General features: G+C 40.4%; 21 protein-coding genes. 9 read left to right on the forward strand and 12 right to left on the reverse strand.

The features are described 5' to 3' along the window. Nucleotides 1–4 precede the first annotated feature (4 nt). The 4 genes from B5X77_RS08130 (at nucleotide 5) to hpaB (ending at nucleotide 3942) form a co-directional block, all read left to right on the forward strand. Complete coding sequence (locus B5X77_RS08130) at nucleotides 5–1138, forward strand: glycoside hydrolase family 25 domain-containing protein (protein WP_079506929.1); 1134 nt, start codon at nucleotides 5–7, stop codon at nucleotides 1136–1138. A gap of 209 nt (nucleotides 1139–1347) precedes the next feature. Continuing rightward, the gene (locus B5X77_RS08135; protein WP_079506931.1) at nucleotides 1348–1785 is read left to right on the forward strand and encodes a GNAT family N-acetyltransferase; all 438 of its coding nucleotides are present in this window, start codon (nucleotides 1348–1350) and stop codon (nucleotides 1783–1785) included. Between the two features lie 153 nt (nucleotides 1786–1938). Next, nucleotides 1939–2352: a hypothetical protein gene (locus B5X77_RS08140; protein WP_079506933.1), complete on the forward strand. Its 414-nt coding sequence runs from the start codon at nucleotides 1939–1941 to the stop codon at nucleotides 2350–2352. A 153-nt stretch (nucleotides 2353–2505) separates the two neighbouring features. Then, nucleotides 2506–3942: a 4-hydroxyphenylacetate 3-monooxygenase, oxygenase component gene (hpaB, locus tag B5X77_RS08145; RefSeq protein ID WP_079506935.1), complete on the forward strand. Its 1437-nt coding sequence runs from the start codon at nucleotides 2506–2508 to the stop codon at nucleotides 3940–3942. Nucleotides 3943–4307: 365 nt separating this feature from the next. Here hpaB and B5X77_RS08150 read toward each other — a convergent pair whose 3' ends face one another. Together B5X77_RS08150 and B5X77_RS08155 are read right to left on the reverse strand one after the other, a co-directional pair. Further along, nucleotides 4308–5096, reverse strand: a complete 789-nt coding sequence (locus tag B5X77_RS08150) for a class I SAM-dependent methyltransferase (protein WP_079506937.1) — start codon at nucleotides 5094–5096, stop codon at nucleotides 4308–4310. Nucleotides 5097–5238: 142 nt separating this feature from the next. Further along, nucleotides 5239–5610 carry a hypothetical protein gene (locus tag B5X77_RS08155; RefSeq protein WP_176167266.1) on the reverse strand — a complete coding sequence of 124 codons (372 nt, stop codon included), beginning with the start codon at nucleotides 5608–5610 and terminating at the stop codon, nucleotides 5239–5241. A gap of 295 nt (nucleotides 5611–5905) precedes the next feature. Here B5X77_RS08155 and B5X77_RS08160 point away from each other — a divergent pair, with 295 nt between their 5' ends. Beyond that, nucleotides 5906–7141, forward strand: a complete 1236-nt coding sequence (locus tag B5X77_RS08160; protein WP_079506939.1) for an IS110 family RNA-guided transposase — start codon at nucleotides 5906–5908, stop codon at nucleotides 7139–7141. Between the two features lie 220 nt (nucleotides 7142–7361). On the opposite strand, the gene B5X77_RS08165 is transcribed toward B5X77_RS08160, so the two are convergent. The 3 genes from B5X77_RS08165 to B5X77_RS23990 all read right to left on the reverse strand — a co-directional run bounded on the left by B5X77_RS08165 (nucleotide 7362) and on the right by B5X77_RS23990 (nucleotide 8770). Then, entirely contained in the window at nucleotides 7362–7814 is a 453-nt protein-coding gene (locus B5X77_RS08165) for a CBO0543 family protein (protein WP_079506941.1), read from the reverse strand. A 142-nt stretch (nucleotides 7815–7956) separates the two neighbouring features. Beyond that, nucleotides 7957–8421, reverse strand: coding sequence for a GNAT family N-acetyltransferase (locus B5X77_RS08170; protein ID WP_079506943.1), 465 nt, complete (start codon nucleotides 8419–8421; stop codon nucleotides 7957–7959). 112 nt (nucleotides 8422–8533) lie between these two features. Then, a complete protein-coding gene (locus B5X77_RS23990; protein ID WP_079506945.1) occupies nucleotides 8534–8770 on the reverse strand; it encodes a CPBP family glutamic-type intramembrane protease in 237 nt (78 codons plus the stop codon). A gap of 937 nt (nucleotides 8771–9707) precedes the next feature. On the opposite strand from B5X77_RS23990, the gene B5X77_RS08185 reads away from it, so the two are divergent. The 3 genes from B5X77_RS08185 to B5X77_RS08195 are packed head-to-tail and all read left to right on the forward strand — an operon-like array spanning nucleotide 9708 to nucleotide 12975. Beyond that, the gene (locus B5X77_RS08185) at nucleotides 9708–10796 is read left to right on the forward strand and encodes a glycosyltransferase (protein ID WP_079506949.1); all 1089 of its coding nucleotides are present in this window, start codon (nucleotides 9708–9710) and stop codon (nucleotides 10794–10796) included. Beyond that, complete coding sequence (locus B5X77_RS08190) at nucleotides 10769–11965, forward strand: hypothetical protein (RefSeq protein ID WP_176167267.1); 1197 nt, start codon at nucleotides 10769–10771, stop codon at nucleotides 11963–11965. Before B5X77_RS08185 ends, B5X77_RS08190 begins: the two co-directional genes overlap by 28 nt. Nucleotides 11966–11967: 2 nt before the next feature. Beyond that, complete coding sequence (locus B5X77_RS08195; RefSeq protein WP_079506951.1) at nucleotides 11968–12975, forward strand: NAD-dependent epimerase; 1008 nt, start codon at nucleotides 11968–11970, stop codon at nucleotides 12973–12975. A gap of 34 nt (nucleotides 12976–13009) precedes the next feature. Here B5X77_RS08195 and B5X77_RS08200 read toward each other — a convergent pair whose 3' ends face one another. The 5 genes from B5X77_RS08200 to B5X77_RS08220 all read right to left on the reverse strand — a co-directional run bounded on the left by B5X77_RS08200 (nucleotide 13010) and on the right by B5X77_RS08220 (nucleotide 17230). After that, entirely contained in the window at nucleotides 13010–13738 is a 729-nt protein-coding gene (locus B5X77_RS08200; RefSeq protein ID WP_079506953.1) for a YwaF family protein, read from the reverse strand. Between the two features lie 118 nt (nucleotides 13739–13856). Then, the gene (locus tag B5X77_RS08205; RefSeq protein ID WP_079506955.1) at nucleotides 13857–14489 is read right to left on the reverse strand and encodes an ABC transporter permease; all 633 of its coding nucleotides are present in this window, start codon (nucleotides 14487–14489) and stop codon (nucleotides 13857–13859) included. Nucleotides 14490–14503: 14 nt separating this feature from the next. Continuing rightward, nucleotides 14504–15397 carry a glycine betaine ABC transporter substrate-binding protein gene (locus B5X77_RS08210; RefSeq protein WP_079506957.1) on the reverse strand — a complete coding sequence of 298 codons (894 nt, stop codon included), beginning with the start codon at nucleotides 15395–15397 and terminating at the stop codon, nucleotides 14504–14506. 24 nt (nucleotides 15398–15421) lie between these two features. Next, nucleotides 15422–16078 carry an ABC transporter permease gene (locus B5X77_RS08215; RefSeq protein WP_257391753.1) on the reverse strand — a complete coding sequence of 219 codons (657 nt, stop codon included), beginning with the start codon at nucleotides 16076–16078 and terminating at the stop codon, nucleotides 15422–15424. Next, entirely contained in the window at nucleotides 16079–17230 is a 1152-nt protein-coding gene (locus B5X77_RS08220; protein WP_079506959.1) for an ABC transporter ATP-binding protein, read from the reverse strand. It lies immediately after the preceding gene. A 313-nt stretch (nucleotides 17231–17543) separates the two neighbouring features. On the opposite strand from B5X77_RS08220, the gene B5X77_RS08225 reads away from it, so the two are divergent. Further along, the gene (locus tag B5X77_RS08225) at nucleotides 17544–18107 is read left to right on the forward strand and encodes an FAD-dependent oxidoreductase (protein WP_079506961.1); all 564 of its coding nucleotides are present in this window, start codon (nucleotides 17544–17546) and stop codon (nucleotides 18105–18107) included. A 70-nt stretch (nucleotides 18108–18177) separates the two neighbouring features. Here B5X77_RS08225 and B5X77_RS08230 read toward each other — a convergent pair whose 3' ends face one another. Both B5X77_RS08230 and B5X77_RS08235 read right to left on the reverse strand, forming a co-directional pair. Then, nucleotides 18178–18444 (reverse strand): DUF2188 domain-containing protein, encoded by a 267-nt coding sequence (locus tag B5X77_RS08230; protein WP_079506963.1) that lies wholly within the window; start codon nucleotides 18442–18444, stop codon nucleotides 18178–18180. Nucleotides 18445–18560: 116 nt separating this feature from the next. Next, complete coding sequence (locus tag B5X77_RS08235; RefSeq protein ID WP_079506965.1) at nucleotides 18561–19001, reverse strand: Hsp20/alpha crystallin family protein; 441 nt, start codon at nucleotides 18999–19001, stop codon at nucleotides 18561–18563. Nucleotides 19002–19004 lie beyond the last annotated feature (3 nt).

Here is a 19004-nt window from a genome sequence, read left to right on the forward strand (position 1 = left end):
GAGAATGAAAAACATAAAGAAACTGGTAAAAACTTTCGTCGCAACCACAGTATTGTCATTTGGTATCATTTCAGGAGGCCATTTCACTGAAGCAGCTGCACCTGACCAAGCAAACAACATGCAGAATCTCCAGGGAATTGAAAAAGCTTCTTCTGTCACTTCGGCAACTCCTAAAAAGGCCGAGCTTACTGTCCAGCCTAAAGAAGAAACAAAGCCGGAGGTAACTGCATCTACAGCAGAAGCCAAACCAGAGGTAACTGCGCCAAAGGCAGAAGCAAAGCCTGAAGCTGATACCCAGACTGAAACAGCAGAAAAGGCTGTGGATCCTTCACAGTCTAAAAAGGCTGATGCCCAGCTAAAGAAAGAGAATAAAGTCATCAAATCGCAGGCAGGTCTGCATGCCAGTGAAAATGCTAGAATGCATGCTGCCGAAAACTCAGCCATTTTTGCCAATAGCCCAACGGAAGAAGAGAAAGAAACTGAAGTACAGACGGAATATTATTATGGAACTGATTCAGCTACCGCAATTCCGAATCCTTCGGGGGATGATTTTTACCTCGGGAAGTTGGGATATGGCAGCGTGGTTCAATTTGATGCAAGCACAGGCAGTGGGAAATTCTTCAGCAGTGCCAGAGCAGAGGATGCTACATATGTTTACGGTTACTGGTTTTTAACTGGAATCCAACAAGCTCCGGCAGGTATCTCTGCGAGTGAGTGGGGAGTGCAGCAGGCTAAATTGGCACTGGAAACCTATGAGGCTATGAAAAGTGTCTATGGCTCGAAAGTAAGACCTGTTATCTTTATTGATGTAGAACCGGCTTCAACTGGTACGAAGGAGTATGACTATGCAAACAATCAGGCGATCTATACCGCTTTTGTCAATTATCTGAATCAATATGAAGAAGGCGTTAAGCCTGGTACCTATTCCTCAAAATGGAGCTGGGAAGTTTCAATGGGAGAATTTTCACCAAGCACGCCGGGAGCTTACTGGGTGGCCTATTACCCTGGGGACATTCCTGAAGATTTAACAATCAGCAATCCTGATTGGGGCAATTTCCCGGGAACAACCGAGAAGGCGCAAATTTGGCAGTATTATGGCGGGGAAAATGACTATAATGTAGCGTGGAAGCTTCCTTAAGATCTATAAAACATAACTCAAAGCTTGACTATCCCTAAATGGATAGTCAGGCTTTTTTGCAGTTTTGCCTTGGGAGCAAGCTTTTTCAGGGAGATACCATGGAGAACGAACAACTTTTATCATTTTATTTTATGTATCCCATGACAGACACAAGGGTCATATTTTTTCTATATATTAAAAGATAATATTTTTGAATCGAGGTATGTTGAATGGGTATCAGAAGAGCGACTCAAACAGAGGCAATGCATATTATTCAGCTGTCCGGTAAAGTCATGAAAGAGAGCTCCATGGGGTATGCGGAAAACAGTGCGCAAAATGCTTACAATCTTTTTATGCCAGTCCTTCAAAAAGGAGGCTATTTTCTAATCGATGTAGAAAATAACCTGCTGAAGGGATGGATTATGTTGGCTACGGACTATAATACTGTGAAGGATCAGGTAATGGGGGCCCTGGTTAGTGTATATGTTTTTCCCAAATACAGAAAATCTGGTGTTGCCAGGGACCTTACAATAGCGGCCATTAATCAGTTTAAGGCGATGGGTTTCAGGACGATCCAGCTAAACGTCTTTCAGGGGAACCCCTCCAGAATCCTTTGTGAAAATTTAGGTTTCAAACCTGTTTCAACTGTGATGGAGTTGAATATTTAATCCACTAAGCCGCTTAAGTAAAAATAAACCTCCTTCTTTCATCAGGATTGGGTTACTCAATTTTTTTGGGTACGAACAGAAGGCTGCGTATACTGGGCCCAGACAAAATTGATGGAACATGCATAAACATAGGAGAAGAGGAGGTTCTTAAATATGTATCCATATATGAATGGTTATCAACGACATGATTATAGATTTGGCGCTGGTTTTGGCTGGTTGCCGTTTTTAGGCGGATTAGCGGGTGGATTTCTTGGCGGAGCCCTGGCAGCTCCCCGTCCACTGCCACCCCCTCCGCCGCCTTTTGGTTTTCCTGGACCAGGCTTTCCAGGAGGACCTTATCTTCCCCCTGGAGGTTATCCTGGAGCAGGTTTTGGCGGTTACCCAGGCGGCAGTTTAGGTGGTTATCCAGGAGTGGGTGCACCAGGCTTTCCAGGTTCAGGCTACCCAATAGCACCAGGCGGAGCTGGGTATCAGGAAGATGGCTATCCATTTTACGGTTACACCGGTTTAGATTCATTCGGTTCAGGTTACCCTGCAGGTGACAATAAAGCACAACCTAAATATTAACGTGTGAAAAAGGCCTCTATGGAGGTCTTTTTTCATTTTCAGTCATTTCAATCCGCAACATGCTTCTTTTCATAATCCATGCAATACTGCTGGGAAACATGAATAGATATAGGCATGGCGGTAAAAAAGCAATAAGAGTCAGGAGTGAGGGGCATGCCTGCAATCAATGGAGCGCAGCTTAAAGAAAGAATCCGCAATTTAAACAGCAATATTTGGTTTGATGGCCATAAAGTCACGGGAGACATAACAGCTCATCCTGCCTTTAAGGGAGTAATCAGCAGTAAGGCGCGTTTATATGATTTTCAGCTGGAAAAGGAAAAATTGGAGCTTATGACATATCGTTCTCCATCGACTGGTGACCGCGTTGGCAGGTCTTTTCAACACCCCATCAAAAAAGAGGACCTGGAAATTAGGAGACTTGCCACCCAGGAGTGGGCAAAGCTGACAGGGGGAATGATGGGCAGGACGCCTGATTACATGAATACAGCTTTAATGGCTCTTAGTGCCTCTGCACATTTCTTTGAAGGAAAAAACAAATTAGGGCTAAATATAAAATCCATTTATGAAAATGCACGAGAAAATGACCTCACCCTCTCTCATACTTACGTTACCCCGCAGGTAAACCGTTCGCTTGGGTATCTTGAAGATAAAGCTCAGCCTATTTCCGCTCGGGCAGTCAAGGAGTCCTCCGAAGGAATTTTCATAAAGGGTGCGCGACTACTGGCCACGCAGGGAGGGATCACGGATGAGCTGATGGTTTTGCCGGCTGGCGGGAAATTCATTGAAGAGGATTATGTTTACGCCTTTTCGATCCCGAGCAGCGCTGAAAATCTAAAGTTCGTCAGCCGGGAATCCTTCGTTTATAATGAATCCCATTTTGACCATCCGCTTGGATCCAGATTTGAAGAAATGGATACAATTGTGATTTTCGATAACACCTTTGTGCCTTGGGAAAGGGTATTCCTATATAAAGATATAAATGCAGCCATCCAATTGTTTAACGAAACAAATTTTAATTCTTTTTTATATCATCAAGCCTTATCCAGGCAGTTAACCAAATCCCAGTTCTTCCTGGGAACTGCCCAATTAATTACGGAAATGATCGGTATTGGTGAATACCATCATGTAAAAGAAAAAATCAGTGAAATTATCTGCGGTGTCGAACTGCTGAAGGGACTTCTTCTGTCATCAGAAATGCAGGCGGAACAAAATAAAGCTGGACTGATGGTGCCCGATGCGAACCCTCTCTCTGCGGCCAGTCTCATGTTCCCGAAGCTATACCCAAGGTTTGTTGAAATCCTCCAAATACTGGGCGCAAGCGGAACCATCACTATCCCGACAAGCAATGACTTTAATTCTGAGGTAAGGACTGACCTTGATTTGTATCTGCAGGGAGCTGATGCCGGAGCTGAAGAAAGGGTTCAACTGTTCAGATTAGTGTGGGATATGTGCTCGAGTGCCTTTGCAGGAAGAGAAACAATCTACGAGCGGTTCTTCTTCGGTGATCCGGCCAGGCTTTCTGTCGGGCTTTATAACAAGTACGATAAAACTCCATACATGGTAATGGTGAATGACTTATTGAACAGTTAGCTTGTCATTAAATATGTACGGTTTACACATAGGAAACAATGGGGTTTTCAGAGAATCTCCTCAACCGCAGTATGAAGAAGCTGGGGGAATTTCTTAACGGGTCCCGTTTTGCAGGAGAAAACTCGAATTAACCTTGTATTTAACATATTAAATCGTACAAAAAAAGGTAGCTAATTAGCTGCCTTTTTCTTATGGTTTTTGTACTGTTTTTTTATTTGTCTTTATTCAGCATAAGCACCCTATAGTTTAAGTGCACTTTTTCACAAAGTTAGTTTTTCAGGAATGGTTCCCTATGTGTTCAATAAGAGTTTGAACAAAAAAGGGCGGTAATCCTGATTGGATCAATCCACCCCTATGGTTAATCATTACAAAATTTCTTTACGTCCAATATATAAAAAATGTTGGCTTGTACCAATTAGATTTTCATCAGTGCTTAGATGATAACCTATTTCTATCCACTTTCTGTACTCACTTTCATTTAATAAATTTATTTCTTTTTCCTTACACCCTAAAATATTTTCAATTCCTGCAAATATTAACTCCTTCAACCCATAGCTTTTCATAAATTCTTTAGCTTCTTTAGGATTGATGAAATAAGCCGTTGTAAAGCCTTTTCCATCCTTATTTTCTCCATCCTGCAAATATCCAAGTAACCCTTGAACCGATTCGATGGGATATAAGTTCAATAATGAATCTTGAAGTGGAGCATATACGGAAATAAACGAAGCAATGATAATCCCATCTGGCTTCAATAGTTTTAATGCCCCTTCAACAGCTTTTCTCCTATCAGCTTCCTCGGTCAGATGATATAACGGTCCCATTAGAAGAATGACATCGAAATGATGCTGAAACTCCTCCAATTCTAACGCATTCCCGTGTATATAACCCTCTAAGGCAATACCTTTTTCAAACGATTTTCTTTTTGCAACTTCAATATTTTTACTTGATAAATCTAAAAGAGTTACTTTATGACCTCTTTCTGCTAAATACATAGCATACCTACCTGGACCGCCACCAATATCGAAAATTTCCAAATTATCTCCTTTGATAAAGTCATCAAGATACCGTTTGGTTATGTCAAACTCAATTTTATGACGCTGTAACCTTTCCCATTCGTCGTAAGCATTATCGTACCAAGCCTGGATTTCATTCATATTCCTGCTCCTTCCAAAAGGAAATAATTAAACAAATTATAATCCTGTAGGAGTGGAAATATTAATAAAATTATGTCTCTTTTCTTACATTTGCTATTCAACTATCCTGCTTCGTTAGTACAACAACCACTATGCAGAATCATTAAGAAAAATTCCATTCGTCCTTTTTGTTTTTATCAGGTGGTTTTATAAACACATTCTCTCCAGGTTCAAATCCTTCTGGCTCCCAATCGTGATCCTCATAATTTTCTTGTTCAAATAAGTTACGTAAGAAGAGTATTGCTTCTTCCCAAGTCGTAAAAACCTGAAAAGAATAAGGTGGTTGACCTTCGTCATTCCAAACTGCCCAACTCCTATTGGGTAACTCCGTTGCATTCCATTGGGCATCTTCAGGAATACGGAAAATAAAAAAAGTGTTATAATAAGCTGCCGTCCAGTCTTGGAAGCCCATTTCCAAAGCAAATTCATCATATTTTTTAAAGATTAATCCCCTAAAGAACTTTTTAATTTTCATCTATGAACACCTCATACCTTGTTCAACTAACCTGCTTCGTTCGTATTATAAGGTCATCCAGATATGCAAATATTTCTGGTTGACCTTTTTTTATATGGTCTTATTATAACGGTAGCCGGGGTAAAACGTAACTGCCCGTGGGACTTGGATCCCGTCAACAAAACAGTTTGCCCCCTACTTGTAGAAACATGATTGAGGCTGGTTGGGACATAGATCTCGTATAACAAGCGAAGCTGTGACACTGCAAGGAGAATAAGGGGTACCGGCAAAATAAAAGATTAGGAGATGGTTATGAATGAATCCAGTCGTTGGTCTGGATATTTCTAAGGGGGAAAGTCAGGTTCAAGCTTTTGTCGATAAAGGCAAACCATTCCGTAAGAGCTTTAAAGTAGCTCATACACTTCAGGGTCTTGATTTACTTGGAGAGTTTTTAGAGGTAGTACAAAAAGAATCCGGTCTAAAACCTCCAGTTATTCTTGAAGCTACTGGACACTATCAAACACCCGTTGTTCATTATCTAGAGGAACGTGGGTATTTATTAATTATTATTAACCCTTTAATTTCCTACAAGGCGAAAAGTTCAAGTTTAAGGAAAGTAAAGACAGATGCCGTTGATGCTTACCACCTCTGCGAGTTGTTTTACAAGGAGGAGTTAGAGCCGTATAAAAAGCGAGGAGTTCAGCTTTTAAACCTTCGTAATCTTACAAGACAACACGAAAATATTACAGGAGTCATGATTCAGACAAAGCTGCAGTTCCAGGCTATTCTAGATCAAGTATTCCCTGAATATCGGGGAGTGTTCGGTGATTTATACTCTGTGGTATCACTCTTAACGTTAAAGGAGTTTCCGTCATCTGAAGACATAGTAAAGGCTAGTGATGAAGTACTCTCAAATAGAATTAAGGAATTATGTAAAAGTCGCTCAATCAGATGGGCCAATGAAAAAGCGTTACAACTAAAAGAGGCGGCAGCTCGCAATCCCTTTGAAAAGACAGTCTATCAGAGTCATATTTTAAGCTTAGGTATGTATATTAATATTATTCTTCAATACAAAGAGCATCTATCCACATTGGAGTCTGAGATAGATGCCCTCGCTAAAGAAGTTGAAGAATATAATATTATCAAATCTATCCCTGGTATCGGTGAAAAGATCGCGGCAACGATCATTTCTGAAATTGGGGAGATAGATCGATTTACTGATCCTAAAAAGCTCGTGGCTTTCGCTGGAGTAGACCCTAGTGTTTTCGAATCTGGCAAGTTTACTGCCACCAAGAATCGAATCACAAAAAGGGGATCCAGCAGGCTTCGTCACGCCTTATATATGGCTGTTAGATGTGCCATACGCGATTGTCGCAAACAGAAAACGACGGATGAAATCATTCCCCGAAACAAACGAATGCGTGAGTTTTACGACAAGAAGCGTGAAGAAGGAAAGCCTTTTAAGGTAGCAGTGATTGCTTGTGTAAATAAGCTTTTACATTGGATTTTTGCCCTATTAAAAAATAGAACCACTTTCCAAGATATTGCTTAGAAGCAACATCTAACTAAATAACGAAAAACCTTCCAATTCACAGAATATGAAGGTTATTTGGTATACCCTTTTTTAGTATATCACGGTTGAATTTTAGATTTTAATGAAAAATATTGACAAACTATTAGCTTGTTTTGTTTAATAAGGAATTCAATAAAAAAGGTGCTTAATCCTTCCTGGATCAACGCACCCGTTAGTTCAAGAATAAATCGGGACTTTATTACTGAGTTTCTCTTTTATCCGCTGTGTAGTCCAATACGAAATAAAGGATGTACAATGAAATAAAGTAAACCCCCGCCGAATAGATTGTTTTCCATTCGCCATAATGTAAAACTCTAATATAAACTGCATACAATTCGAGAAATACAAGAATGAATGTCCATCCCAAGATATATATAAATTTCTTAAGGGCATTAGAATTCAGAGGAAAATAATTAAAAATAATAAGCAGAACAGCAACCTCACCAAGAGCTACAGATAGGTACAACCATTCTATTTGTTCTTTATCAAAATACCAGTAAAGTTTGTACTTTAAATCAAGATACAAATCAGTTACAAAATTCATCAACAATGCAAACTGTATTGTAGCTAGTAACTCGTGCCTAGTTCTTTTTCTGGGCATTTTGAGGGCAACTAAAAGAACTAATATAACTGTCACTATAAATAGCTTCACCAAGAGGAACACCTCGTTTTTTAAAAACAACAATACCAACCATATTGTCAGTATTTTTTCGAGGAATTATTCTTCTTTAACCTGCTCCGTTAGTCGAATAAGGAATTCAACAAAAGGGAGATAAGCCCCCCTGGATCCTCGCTTATAAATAACCCTTCATCCTTATAACTTTCCCATCAACCTCTGGACCAACTTCTTCCATTCCCATTTTACGATAAAATTTAATCGCAGCAGCATTTGATGGGGAAACTCTCAGATGATACTCACTTACTTTGCTGTCTCCGAAAAATTGCAAAGCATAACTGTGCAATTCTTTTCCTCTGCCCTTCCCACGCATTTCGGGTATTAAATAATAAAGATTTACATACCCAATATTGTTACCTTCATACTCACGAACAGTTAATTCAAGTTGCCCGATATATTTACCGTCCTCCTCCACTAAAATAAAGCCTTTTGGAAAAGTTGATATTTTTTCATCTAACCAATGGAGATATTCTTTTTCATCACCGAACCCTGTAGTATCTCCAAAACTTACATAAAATGAATCTTTCCTAAATACAACTACTGTATCTCGATGTTTCTTTATATCAATTTCTTCAAAATTCATTGTTAACACCCCTTGCAAATATCCAATTCCCTTATTCAAAATTCCTGCTTCGTTCGTTAAATAAGGATTTCAATAAAAGGGTGCCTAAATCCTTTCTGGATTAACGAACCCGTTAGTAGAAAAGTGACACTAAGAAATTATAGAATGAATGAATCATAATTACTGACCAAAGAGAATTACTTTTCTTATATACAACCCCAAATATAATACTCAATACAAAAATTGTTATTATGGAACTAAAAATAGAAGGGAATTCAAAAAGACCTTTATAAAACCAAATGGGAAAATGAATGGCTACAAAGAGTAAAGATGTAATTGTATTAGCGATCCAAAATCTATGAAAATCCATAAGTTATCTTAATAAAAATCCCCTAAAGACGATCTCCTCAGTTATTCCGACTAATAGAATAACATTGAGCCATTCGTTAAACCCTAATTGAAAATCTATATTATTCTCTATTATATTTAATACGAGAAAATAGGATATGAGGATTAAGGATGCCCACCCTGTCCATTCTAAACCTTTTCTAAAGTTTTGACGTAACCCTAAATACGAAGATAAGTCGGTTTTCTCCATGATTTTGACTAAAAACATAACTGGAATGACCCAAATAACTATTTTTATAATGGCTGATATTATAGCTCTTGGAACAGAAGCCAACAAATCTAAATATCGAACTAACCATAATTCTCTCATACACCATAGGGGATAAAAAATTATATACCCAAATATAATTTTTATTTGCTTTTAATTCCATCAAAAACTCCTTCTTTCAATAAGCCTGCTTCTTCAGTTTAATAATGAATTCCGCACATAGTGCCGGCAATCCTTCCTGGATCCTAACAAAAGGTAAGTAATTAGCAATGCAATTAGCATTTAAATTCACAGCGCATTTGTACCCTTACTTATACGTTATTAGTAGTGTGTAAAAATGTATGTTAATTTCTATCTGATTTTACACCTTAATAAACCAGAAAGCCTTATATCACAACAAAAATAAAAGGAGCTAAATAATGTGTTATTTAGCTCTCTAAAGCTGTTGCTATTCTATTTTTTCTCCCTCGAAACGGAACCGGTTAGGAATTTTATCCGGGCTTTTTGTGTTTAATAGAAAAAGGCTTTTCTTTGCTGGCCGGCCGCATCCTTGTTAGGATTCTCACCATATTCCCAAACAACCGATTTCCACATTCTGAAATTTTTTCTTGCCTCTCTGTCCATATCGTCCCTTCCTTGTTTTGCATACTCTACACTGACATGCATATTCAATGGAAAGGAGAAGATGGATTTGCCGACAGCTATGCATTTAAATTTACGTATTGATCCTACGCAATATATTCCCCAGATACGTCATGTCCCCGGTTATGACTATATCCATTTAGTGCGAGATCCCAAATATATGACGGATCTTTCTCTCTTGAACGAAAAGGTCCATTATCTGAGTGAAATTTTTTTACCCAATGAATTTGTGAAAAAACATGATATTTCGCTTCTACATGCCCATCATGGACAATTAGGGATTTTATTGCTGCCGTTTAAAGAAAAGACAAAGCTCCCTTTAGTGACCAGTATCCGCGGCAGGGACGCCACATTAGGGCATCAGCCGGTTGGTTATTTAGAAAACATGAGAATGCTTTTTGAAAAAGGTGACCTATTCTTTCCTGTGTGCCAATACTTAGCTGACCGGATCATTTCGTGGGGATGCCCGCCGGAAAAAGTCAAAGTACTTTATGGCGGAGTCGATTTATCCAAATATCACTACAGGGCACCGGCCATGGAGGGTTCACAGTCGATTCTGACTGTAGGAAGGTTAGTGGAAAAAAAGGGCCATCCAGTTCTAATGAAAGCATTTAGCAAGATAAGTGGTAAATTTCCTCTGGCTACCCTGACAATAATCGGCAGAGGGGAAATGAAGGAAGAACTGGAATCACTGGCATCTCAACTGAATTTGGGTGAATCTTTCCAGCTGCTTGGTCATCTTCATAAAGATGAAGTACGAAAGCGTATGGCAAATGCTGATTTGTTTTGTGCGGCTAGCCTGGAAGCATCAAATGGAGATCTTGAAGGCATACCCAATACGTTGAAAGAGGCAATGGCACTTGGTGTACCTGTGATTTCCACCAATCATGCAGGCATTCCTGAGTTGATCACACATCAACACGAAGGTTTCTTAGTTGAAGAAAATAGTGTTGATGAGCTTGCGGAGGCTCTTGAATTTATGTTAAGCAATAGGGCATTGTGGCGGGATTATACAATTGCCGCAAGAAAGAAAGTTGAAAAGCTTTTTGATGAAAAGAAGCAGCTTCGGCTGCAGGCTCAGTATTATGATGAATTATTAGGAGGAAGAACATGCAGTTTTTTGAATCTATTAATTTAAACCAAAGTGCTGAAAAGATTGAAATTGATGCCAGCCGGAACTATCCAATAGTCAGCAGGGGGTCCGAAAGTGTCATCTTTAAAATATCCCATGAACATTGTTTGAAAGTCTACACAAACATGGATCAGCTTAAGCTGGAGGCGGATGGCCTGTATGCGGCCCAGGATTTATCCTTTATACCAAAGTTATATAGAGTCGGGCCGAATTTTATGATCAGAGAATTCTACGATGCGCCAACCCTAAAGGATTATCTTAAGAACTGTACGTACCTTCCTGAAAATATCGCTATAAACCTTCTGACAATCGTAAAGGGCATGAAAAAGGCAAAATTAATGATGGGCAACGATCCATTGGATCATATCTTTGTCACTGGGAATGAAGAGTTAAAATGGATCAGTCCTATTAAAGAAATCAAGGGGAATTCTCTCATTCCGCTTTCATTGCTCAATGACTTGAAGGGAATTTTACTGCAGGATTCCTTTTTGTCACATGTAAAAAAACTGGATCCGGGTCTATATAATAAATGGAAGGTGTTTTTAATGGAAAATCAAGTGGATTATAAGCGGTTTACTGATAACACTGAAGAGAAATATGAGAATCTAACCCATAATCTAATAGGTCAAGGGCGTCAGGGGGCAGTCTATCGGGTTGATGAAGATAAATGTGTAAAAATTTACCCAAAACAGAGTCACTTTCTTAAAGAAAGGGAGGTTCTACTGTCAAGTCAGCACCTTTCTTTTATTCCTAAAGTCTATGAAACAGGTCCTAATTATATTTTAATGGAATATTTGCAGGGACCGGATTTAAATACGTTTTTAAAAAAGCAATCGAAACTGCAGGAAGAAGTCACAATCAATCTGCTAAAGATTCTGGAATCCATGAAAGAATCAGGCTTTACAAAAATCGATGCACCATTAAGGCATATATTTATCACTGGGCAGGGGTTCAAGTTAATCGATCATGTCTATTCATTCTCCAAAAAACAAAAACGTCCGCTTGAGCTATTCAGGAACCTGCATGAAAGGAAATTCCTCGATTCTTTTCTGGAACAGGTCAAAGCGATCAACCCGAAACTCTATGCAGAGTGGACAAATAAGCCAATACCTCTCACAAAAGAAGAAGCGGAAGAAGAGGTTAAAAAGATTAGAAAAAAAGAGAAGGACCAGTGAAAATGAAGATACTGGTAACGGGTGCTGCCGGATTTATCGGCTTCCATGTTTCATGTCGTTTATTAGCAGAGGGGTATGAGGTAATTGGCGCAGACAACCTGAATGATTATTATGATGTGACCTTGAAAAAAGAGCGATTTGAGATTTTGGAAAAAATTCCAGGCTTCCATTTTTTTAAATTAAGTTTGGAGGATGCTGGTTCGCTTAATGCCATTTTTGAACATCACTCCATTGACATTGTGATCAACCTCGCTGCTCAGGCTGGAGTCCGTTACAGCATCACTCATCCGCATTCATATGTCGAATCCAATATCACCGGCTTTTTAAATGTTTTAGAGGCATGCAGGAACTATAGTGTAAAACATTTAATATATGCTTCTTCAAGCTCAGTTTACGGCGCGAACGAGAAGGTTCCTTTTTCTACATCCGACCCCATCGATCATCCCGTAAGTATGTACGCCGCCACAAAAAAAGCCAATGAATTAATGGCTCATACCTATAGTCATTTGTATAATATTCCTACTACTGGCCTTCGATTTTTTACTGTTTATGGACCATGGGGACGACCGGATATGGCCTATTACTCATTCACAAGGGACATCATCGAGGGAAAGAAGATCAAAGTGTTCAATCATGGCGATATGAAAAGGGATTTTACTTTTATAGATGATATAGTAGAAGGAATAATCAGGCTGGTTGATCGCCCACCTTCTCCTGACCCCGATTGGGATCCTCAAAATCCTGATCCAAGCTCAAGCTATGCTCCCTATAAAATTTATAATATAGGTAACAACCATCCGGTAAAGTTAACAGAATTCATTCAAATATTGGAGAAACTGCTCGGCAAAAAAGCAATGACGGAGTTCCTGCCAATGCAGCCAGGTGATGTAAAGGAGACGTTTGCGGACATATCTGACTTACAGCAGGAAATAGGCTTTTCTCCAGCTACACCATTGGAGACAGGGTTAAGCCATTTTGTTAAATGGTATAAAAATTATCATAACTCGTAAATCCTGAAATCAATGGCACATGAAAGCATTCCTTCTACTTTGAAGGGAATGCTTTTTTTGATCTCGCCCAAAATGGAATATATAAAATCAAGAAGGTGATGAACGCAATGCCTTCCAGTGAAAGGATATACCAGGGCCATGGTCCGAGATAATCAATCAGCGACGGATTTACCGGCTTTTCGGAAATGTACATATAATTCCCTTCAATCAGGAAGTTGACGACAAAAATTAGTAATGTGTATGCATTCAACCACAAAAATGCCTTCAATATGGACTTGCCGGTCGGTTTGAAACCTTCCACGAATACCATGAACAAGTTCGCGATGACCGTGCCGCCATGTGAAACAAAAAAGTGGATATAACGGTAGTGCGGAAATGTATAAAGACTGATATCCGGTGTGAGCATTGCCTGAAGCGCGCTTCCTACGCCGACGAAGTATGTGAATTCAAACAATGCATACCGTTTATTCAACAGAAGAATGGCTGAAAGAATAAGAGAAATGCTGCTGAGATGCAGGGGCAGGGAGTATTGGAATGCCCAATGACCGCTCCACCAAAGCCAGGCTTGCAGACTTACTTCTGAAAGGATTAACATCGTGAACATGCCAATTCTGGCAGCACGATTGAGCACGGGTTTTCTTAAGTGCATGCGGAAAAAGAACAATAAGAATATAATTAGCAAAAAAACTGTTAGAGTAATAAGATGAGCGGTTGAAAACAGCTGAAAGACATTTTCCTTGCCTGGATCAAAGTATTGGCTCATACCCGTTCTCCATTCTTAATAAGTTCCGGTTTGATTCCTCTTACTTTAACATATTCACATAAAGCATATGCATACCAAAGCAAAAAGCAGCATCGGTGTTCGATGCTGCTTCTTAAAACTATAGCTTTAATTTTCTCTCGATTGTACCCAGGCTCAAATCAGCGATGATCGCCAAAATAGATGCTGGAATAGCTCCGACATAAATGCGAATGTCATTTCTAGAATTGATGCCAGAAAATATTTCGCGTCCCAGCCCATCTCCGCCTACGAATGGAGCAAGTGTGGCGACGCCGACTGCAATGACTGCGGCGATACGCAGGCCAGCCATAATGAAAGGCATTGCCAGAGGAAGCTGGACTTTAGTCAACAGTTGAAAATACGTCATTCCGATTCCATGCCCGGCTTCAGTGATGGATCGGTCGACCTGTTGCAGGCCAACATAGGTATTCCGGATGATCGGCAAAAGTGAGTAGAGAAAAAGTGCGACTACTACAGTATAAAAACCTAGCCCGAAATAAAGCATCAACAATGCAAGCAGGGCTAAACTGGGGATAATCTGAATGATATTTGCAACTGATAGGATAACAGGTGCGAGCTTAGGGTATCGATTGCAGAGGATTCCCAGCAAGGTTCCAACAATTAGGGCGGCTGCTACCCCGCAAAGTACCATCAGCAAATGTTGTCCAGTATATAGTAAGATCATATCAAGGTTATCCTTGATATAAGTGAATAGTTCCTTTAAAAAAGTCATTTTCTTCACTCCATTTATTTTTTAAGGAGGCCCTTTTGCTGTAAGAATTCTCGTGCTACATCTCGTTCACTTCGATTATTGATATCTACTTCATAATTAAGCCTGGTGATTGTTTCTTCATCAATCTTGCCTGTAAGTTCCTCGATGATTTCGTTCAATTCCGGATGAGCTTCCAATATTTCATTCCTTGCCACCATCGAAGCATCATATGGCGGGAAGAAGCGCTTGTCATCCTTTAAGGTTTTTAATTTGTATTCAATCAACCTCGGATCAGTAGAGTAGGCAAGGACAACATCGACATTTTTGCTGGCTACTGCTTCATAGACAAGGTTAACATCCATTGAATAGGCCTTTTGAAAATTGAAATCATAATGCTTAATAAATGCCGGATAACCATCCTGCTTCCTCTCCATCCATGATGAATCCACTCCAAACTCCATATCAGATTGATATTTTTGCAGATCTGATACATTGTTAAGGCCCTTTTCCTTCGCCACATCCTCTCTGACGGTAAGGGCATACGTATTTTCCCAGCCAAGCGGATCAAACCATTTTAAATTATAGTGGCGGTCGAAACCCTCCTGCGCCTGCTTCAGCACAGCTTCCCGGTCAGTGGTTTGTTTTACGGGAAAAAAATTATTAAAGATAACGCCAGAATACATTAAGGCCATATCGATATCATCTCGGCCCATCGATTTTAAGATCATGGAATTCGATAGCAGGTCTGGTATGACATCGACCTTTAAATTTGTACGGTCTTCAATGAGTTCTTTATAAATCGCAGCCATGATCTTTGTCTCTGTGTATGTGGCGGCGCCGATTTTAATCGTATCTTTTGAACTGCAGCCTGATAGCGATAAAAGCAAAGCCAAAAGGGCAGCAGCTAGAATAGTGATAGCTTTAGGCATATTTTTCTCCCCATTTTTAGAATTTTACATTGCCTGCCGGCTTTGTTCTCTATTTTTTCGCGTAATGAACCCAAGAATGAAATCTACAAGAAGTGCTAGGATAATTGCGCTGATTGTACCTGTGAAAATAAGAAAGTTATCATTATTCGCCATTCCGGCAATAATTAAATCTCCAAGTCCCCCAGCACCGATCAAAGCGGCAAGTGTGGTCCAGCTAATGATATAAACGGTAGTAAGACGGATACCGGACAGAATGAACGGAAATGCGAGAGGCATTTCGATTTTCCACAATCGCTGCATGGAACTGTAACCAATCCCTCTTGCTGATTCAATGACCCCCTGGTCGACCTCTTTAATGCCCGAATACGTATTCCGCAATAAAGGGAGGAGGGAGTATAGGAATAAGGCAAACACGGCAGGTTTTAAACCAATTCCCATCAGCGGGATTAACATAGCCAGAAGGGCAATGGTTGGTACTGTTTGGAATATATTGACGATGCCGAAAACAAGGGCTGAAATAGGTCCCTCTTTAATGCGGGTAAGGATAATACCTGTTGTGATGGCAACCAGGCACCCCAAAGCAACGGCAAGGCCGACAATCATTAAATGCTCCCCCGACCGGGCAGCAATATCAGGCATACGCAGCTGCAAAAATTCAAAATAATCCTGAAGGAGCTTCACTTAAACCACCTCATGTTCATTAGGAAAGATTTCTTCGATTGGGAAGACCTCCGCCATCAGCCGTACCATGCTGCCGCGGGTAATGATTCCCACCAGCTTCTGTTCATTCGTTACTACTGGAACATAGGGAAGATTATGCTGGCTCATGTATTCGAGTGCGACGGTAAAGGGAATATCAGGCTCTACGGTATAGGTAAATGGAAGCATCACATCTCCTAATGTTTTCGTTTCGTCCTGGTAGTGGCCAAGAACATTTAGGATTGGAGTATATCCCAGCAGCCGTCTTTTTTGGTCGACAATAATAAGGGAATCCACTCTTCTTTGTTCCATTAGCTTTAATGCCGCGGCCAATCCCCGCTCAGGATAGGCAGTTGCCGGATTATCAGTCATTACTTCTTTTACTGTGGGGATTTCCTGCTTTTCCCGCAGCCTGTCCTTACCGATGAAGTCTTTAACAAAGTCATTTGCGGGATGTCGTAAAATATAGTCTGGTGATCCAACCTGAACGACTTCACCATCCTTCATGAGGACGATATTATCGGCAATCTTGATCGCTTCATCCATATCATGCGTTACAAAAACAATGGTCTTTTTAAGTTCCTCTTGAACGTTGACTAATTCGTTCTGCAGCTGTTCTCTGCTTATAGGATCGAGAGCGCTAAATGGCTCATCCATTAAAATGATTTCAGGTTCTGCGGCAAGGGCTCTGATTACTCCTACTCGCTGCTGCTGGCCTCCGCTAAGCTCGCGCGGTTTCCTGTCCCGATATATGCTTGGATCTAAATGAACCATGGAAAGCAGTTCATTGACTTTTGTCTGGGTTTTTTGTTCATCCCACTTCAAAAGCCTTGGTACCGCGGCAACATTATCCGCAATTGTCATATGCGGAAATAACCCTATGTTCTGAATGACATATCCGATTTTGCGGCGGAGCTGGACTGGATCAATTTTTGAAATGTCTTCGTTATTGATAAACACATTTCCATTTGAAGGTTTGATCAAGCGGTTGACCAATTTCATGGTTGTTGATTTTCCACAGCCGCTTGGCCCGATTATGGCGTGGATCTTTCCAGACTCGAGTTCCAGATCTATATTTTTCAATGCTTGGAATCCATCATTGTATTTCTTGGATACATTTGCAAACCGTATCATGTTAGTTCCTCCATCTCAGTCTGATGTACTAGTTCTTAGAAGTTACTTAGCAACCTAGTTAGCATTTAATACCCCTTTTTAGGGAGGCGAAACAATTTCAGGACTCTTACCGATAATTCCCTGACGTGGGAATCATACTTGAAAAAGTGAGAAAGGGACCGGGGATAGCAGATTTATAGTAATCAGAAATCACAAAAATTGGCCAACCAATTAGAAGACTATAATATGGCCAAACTGCTAGTTTTAAAATATTCGCTTATGGAAACAAATTTGATATGATAATAGTGGATCAAATAAAAGGAGGAATTTTCCTATGTATGATGTGGCAATTATCGGAGCTGGCCCTGCAGGCGGAAGCGCAGCCATTTTCGCAGCGAAGGCTGGCAAGAAAACAATCGTATTGGACAACAATAAAAGTGTGACAAAGCGCGCATGGATGGAGAACCATTATGGCGCTCCTGAAATCGCTGGTCCTGACTTAGTCGAAACTGGCATCAAGCAGGCCAAGAAATTTGGTGCTGAGTTCGTTGAAACTACTGTAACCTCTGTGAGCAAAACAGAAAGCGGCCTTAAAATCGTTACTGAAAATGGCGAGTATGAAGCAAAGCATGTGATCATCGCTTCAGGCATGATGACGGATGTAGCTGAAGCATCAGGTCTTGCCACAAAAGATGGCACAGAGCCAAGAATCAAGACCATTTTCGATGTGGATGCTGCCGGAAAAACAAATGTTGACGGTGTTTGGGCTGCAGGCACTTGCGCAGGCGTAAGCATGCACACCATCATCACAGCTGGCGACGGCGCGAAGGTTGCGATCAATGTGATCAGTGAACTGAACGGTGAGCGTTATGTGGACCACGATGTTCTAAAAGCTTAATGGTTAAAAGCCTTGCAGTAATCTGCAAGGCTTTGATTATATTATAGGTTTTGCCAATCAGGGTTAAAATCTAGTTGCTATAATTAAACTGTTCCTCAATCTTGCCATCTTCATCATGAATATAAGCCATTGTGCCGGCTTCTTCAGCCATTCGTTTGGCTTCATCTGCAGCCTCGGATTTTGAGCCTGAAGTAAATTCAGGGTCATCTTGTCCCTCTTTTTTGACTGCCCACCCCTCTTCATCATGGGGTACGGCATGGAATCTTGCTTCATCAGTCCCAGCCCGGTCCTTGAAATATTCCTCGCGTTCCATACTATCATTCTTATTTTGAGCCATCTTAATACCTCCTTGGTTGTATTAGTTTTTACCTGAGAAAGGTATTAAGACTTTACCCGCAAATAATCCCTAAAAACGCATCGGCACATGATGGATATTTTTGGAGTTAAAAAGGTTTATAGTATTCTATCATCCTGGCTGTCTGCATTTGCAGCAAACTGCCGTGGATAGGTAATCTGTAAAATGCCATCCTGGAAGCTGGATTGAATGAACCTGGCCTCGGTAGGTTCGGGAAGCGGAATCAAGCGTTCGAATTCACCGTAAAACCTTTCCCTTTTGACCTCCATATCAGGCGGAAATAAAGATCTCACTTTTCCTTTTACCACCAGAGTGTCTTCCTGCCTTAGTGCAACAGACAGATCGCTTCTGCTTAAGCCTGGAACCTCGATGACCAGGCAGATGGCGGATTCATTTTTATAAATATCGTATAAAGGGAAATCATCACTTGCATGAACCACTCTCTCCGGGATCCCATGATTGAATAACCCCCGCCAAAAATCATCTTTTGGATATTTATTCGTCAACTCGAGCCACATTTTCACTTTCTCCATATCCATGTC

The organism is Mesobacillus jeotgali (genome assembly GCF_900166585.1).
GTDB lineage: Bacteria > Bacillota > Bacilli > Bacillales > Cytobacillaceae > Mesobacillus > Mesobacillus jeotgali_A.

Bases quoted from the DNA above. Each gene is read 5' to 3' on its own strand.
- B5X77_RS08225 (WP_079506961.1), top strand. From the start codon at position 17,544: ATGTATGATGTGGCAATTATCGGAGCTGGCCCTGCAGGCGGAAGCGCA.
- B5X77_RS08130 (WP_079506929.1), top strand. From the start codon at position 5: ATGAAAAACATAAAGAAACTGGTAAAAACTTTCGTCGCAACCACAGTA.
- B5X77_RS08210 (WP_079506957.1), bottom strand. From the start codon at position 15,397: ATGCCTAAAGCTATCACTATTCTAGCTGCTGCCCTTTTGGCTTTGCTT.
- B5X77_RS08160 (WP_079506939.1), top strand. From the start codon at position 5,906: ATGAATCCAGTCGTTGGTCTGGATATTTCTAAGGGGGAAAGTCAGGTT.
- B5X77_RS08140 (WP_079506933.1), top strand. From the start codon at position 1,939: ATGTATCCATATATGAATGGTTATCAACGACATGATTATAGATTTGGC.
- B5X77_RS08205 (WP_079506955.1), bottom strand. From the start codon at position 14,489: ATGACTTTTTTAAAGGAACTATTCACTTATATCAAGGATAACCTTGAT.
- B5X77_RS08170 (WP_079506943.1), bottom strand. From the start codon at position 8,421: ATGAATTTTGAAGAAATTGATATAAAGAAACATCGAGATACAGTAGTT.
- B5X77_RS08235 (WP_079506965.1), bottom strand. From the start codon at position 19,001: ATGGATATGGAGAAAGTGAAAATGTGGCTCGAGTTGACGAATAAATAT.
- B5X77_RS08200 (WP_079506953.1), bottom strand. From the start codon at position 13,738: ATGAGCCAATACTTTGATCCAGGCAAGGAAAATGTCTTTCAGCTGTTT.
- B5X77_RS08135 (WP_079506931.1), top strand. From the start codon at position 1,348: ATGGGTATCAGAAGAGCGACTCAAACAGAGGCAATGCATATTATTCAG.
- B5X77_RS08150 (WP_079506937.1), bottom strand. From the start codon at position 5,096: ATGAATGAAATCCAGGCTTGGTACGATAATGCTTACGACGAATGGGAA.
- B5X77_RS23990 (WP_079506945.1), bottom strand. From the start codon at position 8,770: ATGGATTTTCATAGATTTTGGATCGCTAATACAATTACATCTTTACTC.
- B5X77_RS08195 (WP_079506951.1), top strand. From the start codon at position 11,968: ATGAAGATACTGGTAACGGGTGCTGCCGGATTTATCGGCTTCCATGTT.
- hpaB (WP_079506935.1), top strand. From the start codon at position 2,506: ATGCCTGCAATCAATGGAGCGCAGCTTAAAGAAAGAATCCGCAATTTA.
- B5X77_RS08155 (WP_176167266.1), bottom strand. From the start codon at position 5,610: ATGAAAATTAAAAAGTTCTTTAGGGGATTAATCTTTAAAAAATATGAT.
- B5X77_RS08190 (WP_176167267.1), top strand. From the start codon at position 10,769: ATGCAGTTTTTTGAATCTATTAATTTAAACCAAAGTGCTGAAAAGATT.
- B5X77_RS08220 (WP_079506959.1), bottom strand. From the start codon at position 17,230: ATGATACGGTTTGCAAATGTATCCAAGAAATACAATGATGGATTCCAA.
- B5X77_RS08230 (WP_079506963.1), bottom strand. From the start codon at position 18,444: ATGGCTCAAAATAAGAATGATAGTATGGAACGCGAGGAATATTTCAAG.